Source organism: Pseudarthrobacter sp. NPDC059871 (assembly GCF_042731175.1).
Lineage (GTDB): Bacteria > Actinomycetota > Actinomycetes > Actinomycetales > Micrococcaceae > Arthrobacter.
This window is the reverse complement of record NZ_JBHWJV010000004.1, coordinates 15428-30335: the sequence shown is the minus strand read 5'-3', so window position 1 is coordinate 30335 and position 14908 is coordinate 15428. Positions and strand designations below refer to the sequence as shown.

The window sequence follows — 14908 nt, the reverse complement described above, 5'->3', positions numbered from 1 at the left end:
GAAGCGCGGTCCAAGAAACCAAAGGAGACACCATGACCATCGTGGTGGGATACGTCCCGACACCCGAAGGCGAAGCCGCCCTCACCCAGGCGATCGCCGAGGCCCGCAGGAACAGCACCACCCTGCTGGTCATCAACTCCTCCAAGGGTGACGCCCTGGTGGACAACCGCTACGCCCAGGAGCAGGAGATCCAAAGCATCGAGGACCGTCTTGCCACCCAGGGCATCGACCACGTGATCAAGCAGCCGGTCCGTGGCCACGATGCCGCAGCGGAAGTCCTCGACGCGGCCGAGGAACACAACGCCGAGCTGATCGTGATCGGCCTTCGACGCCGGACGCCGGTGGGCAAGCTGATCATGGGCAGCGTCTCGCAGCGGATCCTGCTGGAAGCCGACTGCCCCGTCCTGGCCGTCAAAGCGGGTTAGTTGCAGTAACCGGCGGGGCGGCGCCTACGCACCGGCGCGGTACAGCTCCTGGCGCTGGCGGCCCAGACCTTCCACCTCTACCTCCACCACATCCCCCGGCTGGAGGTAGGGGAAGCGGCCGCTCAGCGCCACCCCCTCCGGAGTCCCGGTGATGATCACATCACCGGGCTCCAGCCGCATGTACTGGCTGCAGTGGTGGACCAGCGTGGCCGGGCTGAAGATCAGTCCACCCGTATTCGAATCCTGGCGCACGTCCCCGTTGACCCAACTGCCCAGGGCAAGGTTTCCGGCGTCAACATCCCCGGCCGGAACCAGCCACGGCCCCAGCGGCGTGGACCCGGGAAGCGACTTGCCTTTGGTCCACTGGCCCGCCGCTCCGGGGATTTGGTATTCGCGTTCGGATAGGTCGTTGGCCGTGACGTATCCGGCGATGCACTCCCGGGCCTCCTCTTCGGACGCGAGGTAGCTCGCTTCCTTGCCGATCACGATGCCGAGTTCCACTTCCCAGTCGTACTTCGCGGAGTGCGGCGGGATGGGGGCAGGATCGCACGGTCCTGTGACAGTGTTGGTTGGCTTCAGGAACACCACGGGGATTTCCGGAGGCGCGGAACCGGATTCGGCCGCGTGGGCGGCGTAATTCATGCCGATGCCCACCACCGAGCCCGGCCGGGCCAGCGGAGCACCAATACGGAGGTCCCCGGCATTATCAAGGAGTGGCAGTTCCCCTGCCGCCAGGGCTTCCCGCACCCGGTCCAGGCCGCCGGAGGCAAGGAATCCGCCGTCCACATCCGTGGTGAGGGGCAGCAGGCTGAAGTACCTGTCCGGGCCGTCCGCTGCGGGAACCAGTACTGCCGGCTGCTCTTCGCCGGCGTTGCCCAGGCGCATGATTTTCATGGCGGATCTCCTTTGATGGCGGATTGCGGGCCGGGTGCTCCGCGCCCCTCACCATCGTCGCGGATTGCTGCCGTGCACCGTGAACCGGCGGTTTATGACCGGTCTCCAGAGAACAGACATCTGACATCTGGGCCGCGAGCCGGTAAACTGTTGTAGCTTCAGGCAAAAATACAGAAAGTTCAGCACATGAGTACAGCTACCTTGGAACGCCGTCCCGCCGCTTTCGGCCATGCCGAAGCGCCCGCGCACCGGTCCATCGACCTGGAATTCTCCAATGCCAGCGAAGTCCACGCCGGACTGGAAGAAGCAGTTGCCGAGCTGATCAGCGTCGCAGCACAGGATGCTTCCTGCGGCATCCTGGTGACACGCCTGTACCCCGGCCGCTACACGGTAGCCCTGGACGAGTCGGTGCCGTTCGGCCAGACGTTCGAGGCCATCGCGGCCTGACAGCACCGCTGCCGGCACACACCTTAAAAACGCGAAAATCCCCGCCCTGCCGTAAGGCAGTGGGCGGGGATTGTCGTTTGGTCCGTTCCGTGGTGCGGGCCGAAATGCTAGCTGCGGCGCACCTGCACGCCGTCGGATTTGAGGAAGAGCTGCTTCTCCGCCGGCCCGGCCGGCACAAGCCAGAGAACGTTCCCGCTCTGGGATACTTCTTCCACCTCACCGGCGGCTACCACATGCGCATGCTTCATGATCTCGACGTGGTCGCCAACCTGGAGTGATTTCCAGTCGGATACCGCGGCGGAATGGGCATGGCGCCTCGACAGGACTGCCCCACGTGCTTTCATTTGAACTACTACCCCTTTGTATGCGTTCTGCCGTCACAGCGTCTTCGGTGTGACTTTCACTACACCTTCAGTTCTACTACACTCCGCGTGCCACCGGCCGCCGTGTCGGCCAAAATTCCACGTGATGGACGCGGAGTGCGCAGACGCTGAAGATTCTTCGGTATCAGGCCAGCGATCCCACGGCGGATTCGGCTGCCCTGAGCAGGTCGCCGGAGGAAACGAGGCGGTCAGCCGCTTCGAGTTCCGGCGAAAGGAAGCGGTCCGTCCCCGGACCGTCCACCACGGTGCGCAATACGGCCACGACGGCGGTGCCCGCCGGTCCCGGCGTGAGGTCGCCGCCGGACAACTGCGTGCGCATGTCCAGCGCCCGGGCCGAGGTCACCAGCTCGATGGCCAGGACCCTGCGGAGGTTCTCCACAGCCTTGCGGAGCTTCCGGGCAGCGTGCCAGCCCATGGACACGTGGTCCTCCTGCATGGCGGAGCTGGGGATGGAGTCAACGGAGGCGGGCACTGCCAGCCGCTTGTTGTCCGAGACCAGGCCTGCCTGGGTGTACTGGGCGATCATCAGGCCGGAGTCCACGCCGGGGTCCGCGGCGAGGAATGCGGGCAGGCCGTGCGAGCGCGCCGGGTCCAGCATCCGGTCCGTGCGGCGCTCGGCAATGGAGCTGAGGTCCGCCACGGCGATGGCCAGGTAGTCCAGGACGTAGGCTACCGGAGCGCCATGGAAGTTGCCGTTGGAGCTGACGCGCCCGTCCGGCAGGACCACGGGGTTGTCGATTGCCGCGGCGAGCTCGCGGGATGCCACCAGCTCGGCGTGGTCCACGGTGTCACGGACGGCCCCGGCCACCTGGGGTGCGCAGCGCAGCGAGTATGCGTCCTGGACCTTGGAGTCCCCCACCCGGTGGGATGCGACGATCGGGGAGTTGGAAAGGACCCGCAGCATGTTGTCCGCGCTGGCGGCCTGGCCCGGGTGCGGCCGCAGGGCTGCGTGCAGTTCGGGCAGGAACACCTGGTCGGTGCCCAGCAGTGCCTCGACGCTGAGCGCGGCGGTGATGTCCGCCGTCGTCAGCAGTTTGCGGAGGTCCGCGATGGCCATCAGCAGCATGCCCAGCATGCCCTCGGTGCCGTTGACCAGCGCCAGGCCTTCCTTCTCGGCGAGGATGACGGGCTCGATCCCGTGCTCCGCAAGCAGCCCGGCGACAGGTTCCTCACCGCGCCCGCCGTAGCGGACGCCGTCGGGCCCTTCTGCCTCGCCTTCGCCCATCAGCACCAGGGCGCAGTGCGAGAGGGGCGCGAGGTCGCCGGAGCAGCCGAGCGAGCCGAACTCGCGGACCACCGGCGTGATGCCGGCGTTGAGGACGTCCACCATGGTCTGCAGGACCACCGGGCGGACGCCCGTACGGCCGGATGCCAGGGTCTTGGCGCGCAGGAACATGATGCCGCGCACCACCTCCCGCTCAACGGCCGGGCCCATGCCGGCGGCGTGGCTGCGGATCAGCGACTTCTGCAGCTGGGTGCGGAGGTCGTTGGGGATGTGCCGGTTGGCCAGCGCTCCGAAGCCGGTGGAGATGCCGTAGGCCGGGACGTCGCTGGCGGCGAGGCCGTCAATGTGGGCGCGGACCCTGGCAACGGTGTCCAGGGCGTCCTGCGAGATGGTCACCTTGGCGTTGTGGCGCGCGACGGCGAGCACATCCTCAGGCGTGACGCCGGCGGATCCGAGGGTGACGGTCAGCGGTTCGTGGGTAATGGCAGTCATGGTGGTTACTTGCTCTCATTCATGGGGATGCGGACGCCGCGTTCCTTGGCGACCTCGGCGGCACGGTCGTAGCCGGCGTCGACGTGGCGGATGACGCCCATGCCGGGATCGTTGGTGAGGAGGCGTTCGAGTTTTTCGGCGGCGAGGTCGGTGCCGTCGGCCACGGAGACCTGGCCGGCGTGGATGGAGCGGCCGATGCCGACGCCGCCGCCGTGGTGGATGGACACCCAGGTGGCACCCGAGGAGGTGTTGAGCAGGGCGTTCAGCAGCGGCCAGTCAGCAATGGCGTCCGAGCCGTCGGCCATGGCTTCGGTTTCACGGTACGGGGACGCGACGGAGCCGGAGTCCAGGTGGTCTCGGCCGATCACGATGGGCGCCTTCACTTTGCCTTCCTTGACCAGGCGGTTGAACAGCAGCCCTGCCTTGGCGCGCTCGCCGTATCCCAGCCAGCAGATGCGGGCGGGCAGGCCTTCGAACTCGACCCGCTCCTGGGCGGCGTCGATCCATTTGTGGAGGTGCTTGTTCTCGGGGAAGAGTTCCTTGATGGCTTCGTCGGTGACGCGGATGTCCTCCGGATCGCCGGACAATGCCACCCAGCGGAACGGGCCGAGACCCTCGCAGAACAGGGGACGGATATAGGCGGGGACAAAGCCGGGGAATTCGAACGCCCGGGTGTAGCCACCCTTGCGGGCTTCATCGCGGATGGAGTTTCCGTAGTCGAACACCTCGGCGCCGGCGTCCTGGAACTCCACCATTGCCTGGACCTGCCGGGCCATGGAGGCCTGTGCCTTCTTGGTGAATCCTTCGGGATCGGCCTCAGCCTCGGTGTGCCATTCCTCCACGGTGATGCCTTCGGGAAGGTAGGACAGGGGATCGTGGGCGCTGGTCTGGTCGGTGACGACGTCGATGGCCAGTTCGCCGGCTTGGTGGCGGCGGAGCAGTTCCGGGAACACCTCGGCGGCGTTGCCCACATAACCCACCGACCAGCCGCGGCGCTCTTCCTTGGCCTTGAGCACCTTGGCAATGGCGGCGTCGAGGTCTGTTTCAACCTCGTCCAGGTAACGCTTGCCGGCGCGGCGGCGCAGGCGGGATTCGTCGACGTCGACGATCAGGCAGGCACCGTCGTTGAGGGTTACGGCCAGCGGTTGGGCGCCGCCCATGCCGCCGCAGCCGCCGGTCAGGGTCAGGGTTCCGGCGAGAGGTCCTTCGGTGGACCCTTCGCCGGCCGGCACGGGGCGGCCGGCGGCGTCCTGCCGGGTGTCGTCGAGTTTGCGTCCGACGGCGGCAAAGGTTTCGTAGGTGCCCTGCAGGATGCCCTGCGTACCGATGTAGATCCAGGAACCGGCCGTCATCTGGCCGTACATCAGCAGGCCTTCGGCTTCGAGGCGGCGGAACTCGGGCCAGTTTGCCCAGTCGCCCACCAGGTTGGAGTTGGCCAGCAGCACCCGCGGCGCCCATTCGTGGGTGCGGAACACGCCTACCGGCTTGCCGGACTGGACCAGGAGGGTCTCGTCCTTTTCCATGGTTTCCAGGGTGCGGGTAATGGCGTCGAACGCTGCCCAGGACCGTACGGCGCGGCCGGTGCCGCCGTAGACCACAAGATCGTCCGGGCGTTCTGCCACCTCGGGGTCCAGGTTGTTCATCAGCATGCGCAGCGGCGCTTCGGTCTGCCACGACTTGGCGGTGAGCTCAGTGCCGCGGGCTGCTTTGACCGGGCGGGCACCGGTGGTGAAATCGGCGGGTGCCATGGTGGCTCCTTTTCATTGTGTGTCTGGTTCTGCGGAAGTCCGGGATGGGAAAATTCTTCTGTATCTACTAAAGCCCTTTGGGAACGGGCCTTACAGGGGTTTTGCGGCGGCGCTGTCCGGTATTCCAGACAAGCCTGCCGCCCTGCGCTGCCCTGTCACGTCGGGTCCCTAACAGGCGGTTTTAGAGACCCGAAGTGATGGCGAAGGTGGGGCTATGTGGTGGGCCGCCCGTGGATGCGGACCGACAGTTCGTTGGCCACTTTCTGCACCCGGGCGGCCAGGACAGGCCAGGAGTCCGCGGCAAGCTTTTCCTCCAGGAAGGTGACGGCCACGGCGGCGGTGGGCCAGCCAAGGTGGTCCGTCACGGCTGCGGCGATGGAGCCGAAACCGGGGGTCACCTCGCCGTGTTCCGTGGCGTAACCGCGCTGCCGCACCTGGTCCAGGTGCGAGGAAAGCGCCGAGTACTTCATGATGGGCGATTCAGTTTCGTGCCTTGCGGTGAACGCGGCCGCGTTGGGGTACAGGGCGCGGACCTGCGATTTCGGGAGGGCCGCGAGGATGGCCCGGCCGCTCGCGGTGAGGTGGCTGGGAAGCCGGACGCCGACGTCGGTCACCAACGATGGGCGGTTCTTGGCCCGCTCCTCCACGATGTACAGCACATCCCTGCCGTGGAGGACAGCGAGGTGTGCGCTCTCCCCCAACGCGTCCACCAGCGACGCCAACAGGGGCCGGCCCAGCCGGGAAAGTGGCTCCTGCCTGGAGTACGCGGAGCTCAGCTCGAAGGCGCTGATTCCCAGGCCGTAGCGCTGCTCCTCATGCAGGTGCAGCACAAATCCGTTCGCCTCCATCACCCCCAGCAGGTGATAGACACTGGAGCGCGGCAGGCCCAGCGACGAGGCGATCTGGGAGGCGGCCATCGGGCCGCGGCGGGAGGCCAGCAGCTTGAGGATCCGGAGCGTGTTCTCGGCAGCGGGGACCTTCGACGCCGGCCTGGCATCCTGCGCCGGCTGTTCCGCTGCCCTCGGCATCGACTCCATGGCAACCATCCGCACTCCCTTCACCGGGATCCGGCCGTGTCCGGGATCCCATACTCAAGCATGCACGCTTCCCGAGGTTTCCGGGTGGCTGTTCTGCGGCCTGCTGTCTGGGATTCCGGACAAGGCGAATCTGCAGGCAGGGCAGTCCGTGGCCTAGGCTGGCCTGCATGACCGACTACGACCCGCGCCTCGTAGATCTGTATGACCAGGACAATCCGGACGGGCCTGACCATGATTTCTACCGGAGCCTCGCCGGCGAAGTGCGGGCCCGGAACGTAGTGGATTTGGGGTGCGGCACGGGCATCCTTACTGTCACTCTTGCCTCCGCGGAACGCACGGTGGTGGGAGTTGACCCGTCAGCATCGATGATCGGCTTCGCCCGCAACCGGCCCGGCGCTGCACAGGTTGACTGGGTGGTGGGCGACAGCACGAGCATCCCCGGGACGGGTTACGACTTCGCCGTCATGACCGGCAACGTTGTCCAGGCTATTCCGGGCGCCGCCTGGCCCCGGACACTCCAGGACCTTCGGACAGCAATGGCCGACGGCGGAACGCTGGCCTTCGAAAGCCGGAATCCGACGGCGCGCGCGTGGGACAACTGGGCATTCGAGGACAGGCGACGGGCCAGCCTGCACGGGCCCCTGATAGAGCGGAGGACTGTTTCCGCGCCGTCGCCGGGAGTCGTGGAGCTTCAGGCGTCCACCACGTTTGCCGCCACCGGTGAATGCGTCCACGAAACGCAGCTACTGGCATTCCGCGACCGCACCACCATCACCAACGATCTGTTCGAAGCGGATTTTGCCGTGGAGGCAACCTACGGCGACTGGATCCGTACGCCGTTTGCCGATGACGCGCCCATCATGGTTTTTGTCTGCCGCGCCGCGTGACCCGGACATGATGGCGCGCTGATACGGAACAGACAGGCGGACATCGTGGGTAGGGTGCGTTGCATGGATGAGAAAGAGACACTGCACCGCTACCTTCGGGTCCGGCGCGACAATCTGCTCGGCAAACTCGACGGCCTGAGCGAATACGACGCCCGCCGGCCACTGACGCCCACCGGAACCAACCTGCTGGGCCTGGTCAAGCACGTGGCCAGTGTGGAGCTCGACTACTTTGGGGTGGTCTTCGGCCGGCCCAGCGGGCGGCACCTGCCGTGGCTGGACGCCGATGCCCTCCCCGATGCGGACATGTGGGCAACCGCCGACGAGTCGCTGGAGGATATTGTCGGTCTGCACAGGTTCGCCGGCGAGCACAGCGATGCCACCATCGAGGCCCTGTCGCTTGACGCCCCGGGATCCGTGCCGTGGTGGCCCGAGGAACGACGCCAGGTCACCCTGCACCAGATCCTGGTGCACATGGTGGCCGAGCGGGCACACCACCTTGGCCACGCGGACATCCTTCGCGAACTGATCGACGGAACGGCAGGCCAACGCCCCGGCGACCCCAACCTGACGTCACGCAGCCCGCAAGAGTGGGACGCCCACCGCACTGACATCGAAACCGCAGCGCGGAAGGCATCGGCCGAAGGGCGGGAGTAACAACACACAGCCGGTTCCGGGCCCACCCACCAGGGCCGCCCTGCCAATCTGAGATCAAAGACACCAAGCCTGCGTGAGGCTCATCACGGCGTCCCCGGAAGTGGTCTGCTGGTTAGCGGCTCCCCTCCCAAAGACGAGAAGGTAAGTGTATGCAACAAGCACCATCCCCAACCCGGAACGAAAGCCGCGCCGGACAGCAGACTCCGGCAGCCGCCGTCGGAAGCGTCCTGAACCGTGGGCTGAACGTCCGCCACATCCGGTTCATGGCCCTGGGCTCGGCCATCGGCACCGGCCTCTTCTACGGCTCCGCTTCCGCCATCCAGAAGGCGGGCCCCGCCGTCCTGCTGGCCTACATCATCGGCGGCGCCGCAGTGTTCATGGTGATGCGGGCACTGGGCGAGATGGCCGTACGGCACCCGGTATCCGGCTCCTTCGGCCAGTACGCCAGCCGCTACCTTGGCCCGCTGGCCGGCTTCGTGACCGGCTGGACGTACGTGTTCGAGATGGCGATCGTGGCCATCGCCGACGTCACGGCTTTCAGCATCTACATGGGCTTCTGGTTTCCGCAGGTAGACCGCTGGATCTGGATCCTGGCCATCATCTGTTTCCTGGCCGCCCTGAACCTCCTCAGCGTCAAGGTCTTCGGCGAGCTCGAGTTCTGGTTCTCGCTGATCAAGGTGGCAGCCATCGTTGCGATGATCGCCGGCGGCGCCGCCATCATCGCCTTCGGTTTCCAGGCCGGCGGCTCCAGCGTGGCACCGGGCCTGGGCAACCTCGTGGAGCACGGCGGCTTGTTCCCCAACGGGTTCGGCGGGCTCCTGGCATCCTTTGCCGTGGTGATGTTCGCTTTTGGCGGCATCGAAACCCTCGGCATCACCGCTGGCGAAGCCGCCGAGCCCAAGAAAGTCATCCCCAAGGCCGTCAACACCGTTCCTGTCCGTGTGCTGCTGTTCTACGTCCTCACCCTTGGCGTGCTCATGAGCCTTTTCCCCTGGAACGAGGTGGGGAGCAACGGCAGCCCCTTCGTCCAGATCTTCAGCGGGCTGGGCATCCCGGCCGCGCCGCACATCCTGAACGCCGTGGTCATCACAGCAGCGCTTTCGGCCATCAACAGCGACATCTTCGGTGCCGGACGCATCCTCTTCGGACTCTCGCAGCAGGGCCACGCCCCCGCTGCCTTCGGGAAGGTCTCCCGGCACGGAGTTCCGTGGATGACGGTGGTGATGATGACCGCGATCCTCCTGGTGGGCGTGGTCCTGAACGCCGTCATCCCCGAGGACGTCTTCCTGGTCATCGCCTCGATCGCCACGTTCGCCACCGTGTGGGTGTGGGTCATGATCCTCGCTTCCCATGTGGCTATGAAGCGGGAAATCAAGCACAGCGGACTCCCGGCGTCGGAATTTCCCTCGCCGTGGTGGCCCGCTGCATCGGTGCTGACCATCGCTTTCATGGCACTGGTCATCGTGGTGCTCGGCGCCTTCGAGGACACCCGGATCGCCCTTTACGTCGGCGCAGCCTGGCTGGGGCTGCTGGTCCTCGGCTACCGCCTGTGGGTCAAGGGTGACGGACGACGACGGGCCCACCTCGAGGACGAAACGTCGCCGCTGCCGGTGGTGGAGCCGGCCCCGCGCACCTAGAGGGAAAGAGCGGGACAAAGCAGCGCCAGGGGGCTCCTCCCGGGGCTAAGATCAGGCATGGTTCCTGCCTCCAGCCTCCTGGCGTTTGCCCTGGCCTCGGTGGTGCTGATCGCCGTCCCCGGCCCCAGCGTCCTGTTCGTCATCGGTAGGTCCCTGGCCCTGGGCTGGAGGGGCGGCGTCCTGACGGTGCTGGGCAATGCCTGCGGCCAGCTGCTGCAGGTGGCTGCGGTGGCGCTGGGGGTTGGGGTGCTGGTGGCTCAGTCGGTGCTGCTCTTCAGCGCAGTGAAATTCGCCGGGGCCGCCTACCTGATCTACCTGGGCGTCCAAGCCATCAGGCACCGGAAAGTCCCAGCGGGATCCGAAAGCCGCGCAACCGCCATACGCCCACGGCGGCTGGTGGCGGAAGGGGCGGTGGTGGGGGCCACCAACCCGAAATCCGTGGTGTTCTTCGTGGCGGTACTCCCGCAGTTCGTCGACTATCCGTCGGGATCGATTCCCCTGCAGCTGGGGATCCTCGGCGCGGTGTTCCTCGCCATTGCAGTGGTTTCGGACAGCCTGTGGGCGGTGGCGGCCGGGACAGCCCGGGAATGGTTTGCCAGGTCGCCGCGCCGGGTTTCCAGCGTCAAGGCCACCGGCGGCGCGCTGATGATCGGCCTCGGCGGGACGCTGGCCCTGACGGGCAGCAAATCCTAGGAAACACCCGCATCCCTGAAGGAGGCTTAGCTAGCGGGCCGGCCGGCCCCGCAGGGAAAGCACAGCAAGCGCAGCAGCGCAGCTGACCGGAGACACAACGGTGCCCGGCCCCTCGAAAGGGACCGGGCACCGTTTGCGTTTGCTAGGCCGAAGCCGCGGCGGACCGGACCGCCTCGGCGAGGGACGTCGTGGGGCGTCCGATCAGCTTCTGCAGATCGCCGGTGCTGACCAGGAGGTCGCCCCGGGCGATGCCCAGGTCCGAGTCTGCCAGGATCTCCGCGAACGCCTGCGGAACACCCACCTGGGCCAGGAGGCCTGCGTAATCGCCGCTGGGCATATTGTTGTAGCTGATGTCCGTGCCCGTGGCCGCGGTGATTTCCGCGGCGAGGTCGGCCATGCTGAAGGCTTGGTCGCCGCCCAGCTCGTACACCTTGCCGGCCTGGCCGTCGGCCACCAGCACTGCCGCGGCCGCCTGTCCGTAATCCTGCCTCGACGCACCGCTGACCTTGCCATCCCCCGCGCTGCCGGCGATGGCACCCTGTGCGAGGGTCCCGGGCAGCTGCTCCGTGTAGTTCTCCAGGTACCAGCCGTTGCGCAGCAGGGCGAACGGAACGCCTGATTCACGCAGGAGTTCCTCGGTTGCCTTGTGCTCGTCCGCCAGCTTCATGCCCGTGGTGTCAGCGTTGGCGATGCTGGTGTAGGCGAGGAGTTCCACGCCGCCCTCGGCCTTGGCGGCCTCGATGACGGTGCGGTGCTGCTCCACCCGCTGGCCCACTTCACTGCCGGAGATCAGCAGGACGCGGGTGGCACCCTTGAGGGCAGCTGCCACGGAGGCGGCGTCCGAGTAATCGACGGACACGACGCGGACGCCCTTGGCGGCGAAATCTGCCAGCTTGTCCACGGAGCGCCCTGCGGCCACGATGTCACCGGCCGGAACGTTGCGCTCCAGCAGTGCTTCGAGGACGTGGCGGCCCAGGTGTCCGGTGGCTCCGGTAACGACGATGCTCATGGGTGGATCCTTTCGGGATGGTTGCTCTGTCAAAGGTCACAACCATGCCCTGATGGGATTGCTTCCCGAAAGAGAGTACGCACTTTGAAGTAAGGTACTCACCCCACCGTAAGGTACTGACCCGGCGGTAAGCTGGTGCCATGGACGCAACCCTCCAGCCCGCTCCCCTTCCCCTGAGCTTTTCCGACGGCGTGTTCCCGGCCGGATGCCCCAGCCGGACGCTCCTGGACCACGTCACCAGTAAGTGGGGGGTCCTGATCCTCATTGCCCTGTCCGAGGGGTCGCAGCGCTGGAGCGACCTGCGGCGAAGGGCGGAGGGCATCAGTGAGAAAATGCTGGCCCAGACCCTGAAAACCCTGGAAAGGGACGGGCTGGTGAGCAGGGATGCACAGCCTGTCATCCCGCCGCGGGTGGACTACAGCCTGACGGAGAAAGGCTACGAACTCAGCGCACTGCTGGTGCCCTTGGTGGCGTGGACCTTCGACAATGCCGAGGAGATCATCAACGGCAGGGCATGACATACGGCACCGGCACAGGCTGGCCCGCATCCCCTTAGCCCGGCCCAGCAAGGCCGCCGGGCTCCGTGACCTTCCCGTGTCCTCCTCCGGGTAGTGCTGCTTTCAAACCTGAGTACCTGTTACTGGTGTGACTGGTGTGATTAGCGCATAGCTTTGGCGTAAGGTGCACGCCGGGATTACGAGGACCATCCTCTGCTGGGGAGCGTTCCGGCACCAGGCACCGCGACTGAGCGGCAGGCTGCCGCCTGGGAGTTGGTACGCATGGATACGAGTGATGTCCAGGACCTGTCCGGCATGGGCCGGCCCATCAGCCTTGGCTCGGCGGTGGCGCTGGGATGGGGCAGGGCGGTTGAGGCCCTGCGCCCCCGCAGCCCCTACCGGATCGGGGATGCCGTGCTGGGGGACGACCCCTTCAATGGCCGGCACGAGGGAACAGTGGTGACACAGGAGGGAACCACCGTTGGCGTGAAAACCGTCCGCGGGCTCTTCTTCTACGACCACCGGCAACTGCGAAGGCTGGACTGACCGCCGGAGCGGCCAGCCCAGCCTGGCATTCAGTAATTCGCCCACGGGCGGGTAACGGAAGGGCTATTTCGCCGACCAGCCGCCGTCCATGGTGTAGCTGGCTCCGGTCACCATGCCGGCGTGGTCCGAGGCCAGCCATGCCACCAGGGACGCCACTTCCTCCGGCTCCACCAGGCGTTTGACGGCCGCCTCCGTGAGCATCACCTTGGCCAGCACTTCGGATTCGGGGATGCCGTGAACGGCCGCCTGGTCCGCGATCTGCTTTTCCACCAGCGGCGTGCGGACGTAGCCGGGGTTGACGCAGTTGGACGTGACACCGTGTTCTCCGCCCTCAAGCGCCGTCACCTTGCTCAGCCCTTCCAGGCCGTGCTTGGCGGATACGTACGCGCTCTTGAACGGGGAGGCGCGCAGCCCGTGCACCGAGGACAGGTTGATGATGCGGCCGAACTTGTTGGCGTACATGTGCGGCAGGGCGGCGCGGACCAGGAGGAACGGCGCCTCCAGCATCAGGGCCAGGATCCGGCGGAACTGCACCGGATCGAACTCCTCGATGGGGCTGATCCGCTGGATCCCGGCGTTGTTGACCAGGATGTCGCAGTCCAGGCTCAGGGTGGCGAGCGAGTCCACGTCCAGCAGATCCACGGCCCAGGACGTGCCGCCCACTTCGTCGGCGAGGGCGGCAGCCGCTGCCGCGTCGACGTCGGCCACCACCACTTTCGCCCCGCGGGCGGCCAGTTCCCGGACGCAGGCCGCGCCGATGCCGCCGGCACCGCCGGTGACCAGTGCCTTCCGGCCATTCAGTTCGTGTTCCATCTCAGAATCCCTTCGTACGCGCAGACTGTCGTGGGGCCGGGGCAGCTCAGCGCGCGGAGGCGTTGAGCAGACCCTCACGGGCGGCGTCGGCCTTGTCCACGTCCTGCAGGGCAATCCCCTTGGTTTCACGCAGGCTCAGGACGGCGAACGCGGTAATGGCGCAGGCAACCACCAGGTAGATGGCGGTGGGGAGCCAGGAACCGGTGTCCTTGAGCCACTGGGTGGCCAGCAGCGGCGCCAGCGAACCGGCGAAGATGGACGTCACCTGGGATCCGAGCGAGACGCCGGCATACCGCATCCGGGTGGGGAACAGCTCGGCCATGATGGCGGGCTGGCCGGCGTACATGAAGGCGTGCAGGCACAGGCCGATGGTCACGGCGAGCACGATGATCACGGCGTTGCGGGTATCGAACATCGGGAAGGCGAAGAACGGCCAGGTGGCGCCGGTGATGGCACCCACCAGGTAGACGGGCTTGCGGCCCCAGCGGTCCACCAGACGGCCCACCTGCGGGATCACCAGGAAGTGGATGACGTGGGCGATCAGCAGCGCCAGCAGCAGGGAGGAGGTGTCGTACTTGTGGACGCTCTTCAGATACACGATGGCGAAGCTGACCACCAGGTAGTACATGATGTTCTCGGCGAACCGGAGGCCCATGGCCTGCAGGATGCCCTTGGGGTACTTCCGGATGACCTCGCCCACGCCGTAGCTGACAGCCTTCTCCTTCTCCACAAGCTCCTTGGCCTCGAGGAAGATGGGGGCTTCGGAGACGTGCCGGCGGATGTAGTAGCCCACGAACACGATCACGGCGGAGAGCCAGAACGCCACGCGCCAGCCCCAGCCGAGGAAGGCTTCGCTGCTGAGGGTGGAGGACATGATGTACAGGACCAGCGTGGCCAGCAGGTTGCCCACCGGCACCGCGGCCTGCGGCCAGCTCGACCAGAAGGCGCGGGTCTTGTTGGGGCTGTGTTCGGCCACGAGCAGGACGGCGCCGCCCCATTCACCGCCGAGGGCAAAGCCCTGGATGAACCGCAGGAACACCAGCAGGGCCGGGGCCAGGTAGCCGATGTCGGCGAAGCCGGGGAGGCAGCCCATCAGGAACGTCGAGACGCCGATGATCACGATCGTCAGCTGCAGTGTGGGCTTGCGGCCCAGCCGGTCGCCGATCTGGCCAAAGACGATGCCGCCCAGCGGACGGGCCACGAATCCCACCGCGTACGTGATGAAGGCCTGGATGATGCCGTCCAGCTCGTTGCCGGTGGAGGGGAAGAAGTACTTGCCAAAGACCAGGGTGGCGGCCGTGGCATAGAGGAAAAACTCATACCACTCCACCACGGTGCCCACCATGGAGGCGGCCACGATCTTCTTTAGTCCTCCACCCTTTGTGGGGGTCCCGGCGCCCTGGTTGGCCGGGCGTTCTCCTACGCTCACTGGTTTTCTCCTTTAGTGTCCACGTTGACACGTGCTGTGATCTCCAGCACAAGTGACTACCCTGAGTATTGCTGCACAAACTTGCGCCTTCA

Annotated in this window: 16 protein-coding genes; 8 read left to right on the top strand and 8 right to left on the bottom strand. The window is 66.5% G+C overall.

All coding sequences use genetic code 11. The features are described from left to right. Positions 1-32 precede the first annotated feature (32 nt). Entirely contained in the window at positions 33-425 is a 393-nt protein-coding gene (locus tag ACFV4R_RS06955; RefSeq protein ID WP_091717866.1) for a universal stress protein, read from the top strand. Between the two features lie 24 nt (positions 426-449). Here the strand turns inward: ACFV4R_RS06955 and ACFV4R_RS06950 are convergent, their stop codons facing one another. Beyond that, positions 450-1319 (bottom strand): fumarylacetoacetate hydrolase family protein, encoded by an 870-nt coding sequence (locus ACFV4R_RS06950; RefSeq protein WP_377201679.1) that lies wholly within the window; start codon positions 1317-1319, stop codon positions 450-452. 186 nt (positions 1320-1505) lie between these two features. Between ACFV4R_RS06950 and ACFV4R_RS06945 the strand changes: the two genes are divergently transcribed. Further along, positions 1506-1766: a hypothetical protein gene (locus tag ACFV4R_RS06945; protein ID WP_377201678.1), complete on the top strand. Its 261-nt coding sequence runs from the start codon at positions 1506-1508 to the stop codon at positions 1764-1766. Between the two features lie 107 nt (positions 1767-1873). Here ACFV4R_RS06945 and ACFV4R_RS06940 read toward each other — a convergent pair whose 3' ends face one another. The 4 genes from ACFV4R_RS06940 to ACFV4R_RS06925 all read right to left on the bottom strand — a co-directional run bounded on the left by ACFV4R_RS06940 (position 1874) and on the right by ACFV4R_RS06925 (position 6651). Continuing rightward, positions 1874-2110 (bottom strand): hypothetical protein, encoded by a 237-nt coding sequence (locus ACFV4R_RS06940; protein ID WP_045732783.1) that lies wholly within the window; start codon positions 2108-2110, stop codon positions 1874-1876. 163 nt (positions 2111-2273) lie between these two features. After that, a complete protein-coding gene (gene hutH / locus ACFV4R_RS06935) occupies positions 2274-3866 on the bottom strand; it encodes a histidine ammonia-lyase (protein WP_377201677.1) in 1593 nt (530 codons plus the stop codon). A 5-nt stretch (positions 3867-3871) separates the two neighbouring features. Beyond that, positions 3872-5614 (bottom strand): urocanate hydratase, encoded by a 1743-nt coding sequence (locus ACFV4R_RS06930; protein ID WP_377201676.1) that lies wholly within the window; start codon positions 5612-5614, stop codon positions 3872-3874. A 212-nt stretch (positions 5615-5826) separates the two neighbouring features. Next, the gene (locus tag ACFV4R_RS06925) at positions 5827-6651 is read right to left on the bottom strand and encodes an IclR family transcriptional regulator (protein WP_377201874.1); all 825 of its coding nucleotides are present in this window, start codon (positions 6649-6651) and stop codon (positions 5827-5829) included. Between the two features lie 167 nt (positions 6652-6818). On the opposite strand from ACFV4R_RS06925, the gene ACFV4R_RS06920 reads away from it, so the two are divergent. From ACFV4R_RS06920 to ACFV4R_RS06905, 4 genes are all read left to right on the top strand, one after another. Next, positions 6819-7538 (top strand): class I SAM-dependent methyltransferase, encoded by a 720-nt coding sequence (locus ACFV4R_RS06920; RefSeq protein ID WP_377201675.1) that lies wholly within the window; start codon positions 6819-6821, stop codon positions 7536-7538. A 63-nt stretch (positions 7539-7601) separates the two neighbouring features. Then, positions 7602-8192, top strand: a complete 591-nt coding sequence (locus ACFV4R_RS06915; RefSeq protein WP_377201674.1) for a DinB family protein — start codon at positions 7602-7604, stop codon at positions 8190-8192. Between the two features lie 149 nt (positions 8193-8341). Continuing rightward, on the top strand, positions 8342-9829 hold the full coding sequence (locus ACFV4R_RS06910) for an amino acid permease (protein ID WP_377201673.1): 1488 nt from the start codon (positions 8342-8344) through the stop codon (positions 9827-9829). A gap of 57 nt (positions 9830-9886) precedes the next feature. Further along, complete coding sequence (locus ACFV4R_RS06905) at positions 9887-10522, top strand: LysE family translocator (RefSeq protein ID WP_377201672.1); 636 nt, start codon at positions 9887-9889, stop codon at positions 10520-10522. A 142-nt stretch (positions 10523-10664) separates the two neighbouring features. Here the strand turns inward: ACFV4R_RS06905 and ACFV4R_RS06900 are convergent, their stop codons facing one another. Continuing rightward, on the bottom strand, positions 10665-11531 hold the full coding sequence (locus ACFV4R_RS06900; protein WP_377201671.1) for an SDR family oxidoreductase: 867 nt from the start codon (positions 11529-11531) through the stop codon (positions 10665-10667). A 140-nt stretch (positions 11532-11671) separates the two neighbouring features. Here ACFV4R_RS06900 and ACFV4R_RS06895 point away from each other — a divergent pair, with 140 nt between their 5' ends. Beyond that, positions 11672-12049 (top strand): winged helix-turn-helix transcriptional regulator, encoded by a 378-nt coding sequence (locus ACFV4R_RS06895; protein ID WP_377201670.1) that lies wholly within the window; start codon positions 11672-11674, stop codon positions 12047-12049. Positions 12050-12310: 261 nt separating this feature from the next. Next, positions 12311-12574: a hypothetical protein gene (locus ACFV4R_RS06890; protein WP_091717848.1), complete on the top strand. Its 264-nt coding sequence runs from the start codon at positions 12311-12313 to the stop codon at positions 12572-12574. Positions 12575-12637: 63 nt separating this feature from the next. Here ACFV4R_RS06890 and ACFV4R_RS06885 read toward each other — a convergent pair whose 3' ends face one another. Together ACFV4R_RS06885 and ACFV4R_RS06880 are read right to left on the bottom strand one after the other, a co-directional pair. Next, on the bottom strand, positions 12638-13387 hold the full coding sequence (locus ACFV4R_RS06885) for a 3-hydroxybutyrate dehydrogenase (protein ID WP_056077015.1): 750 nt from the start codon (positions 13385-13387) through the stop codon (positions 12638-12640). Between the two features lie 46 nt (positions 13388-13433). Continuing rightward, positions 13434-14816: an MFS transporter gene (locus ACFV4R_RS06880; RefSeq protein WP_377201669.1), complete on the bottom strand. Its 1383-nt coding sequence runs from the start codon at positions 14814-14816 to the stop codon at positions 13434-13436. Between the last annotated feature and the right edge of the window lie 92 nt (positions 14817-14908).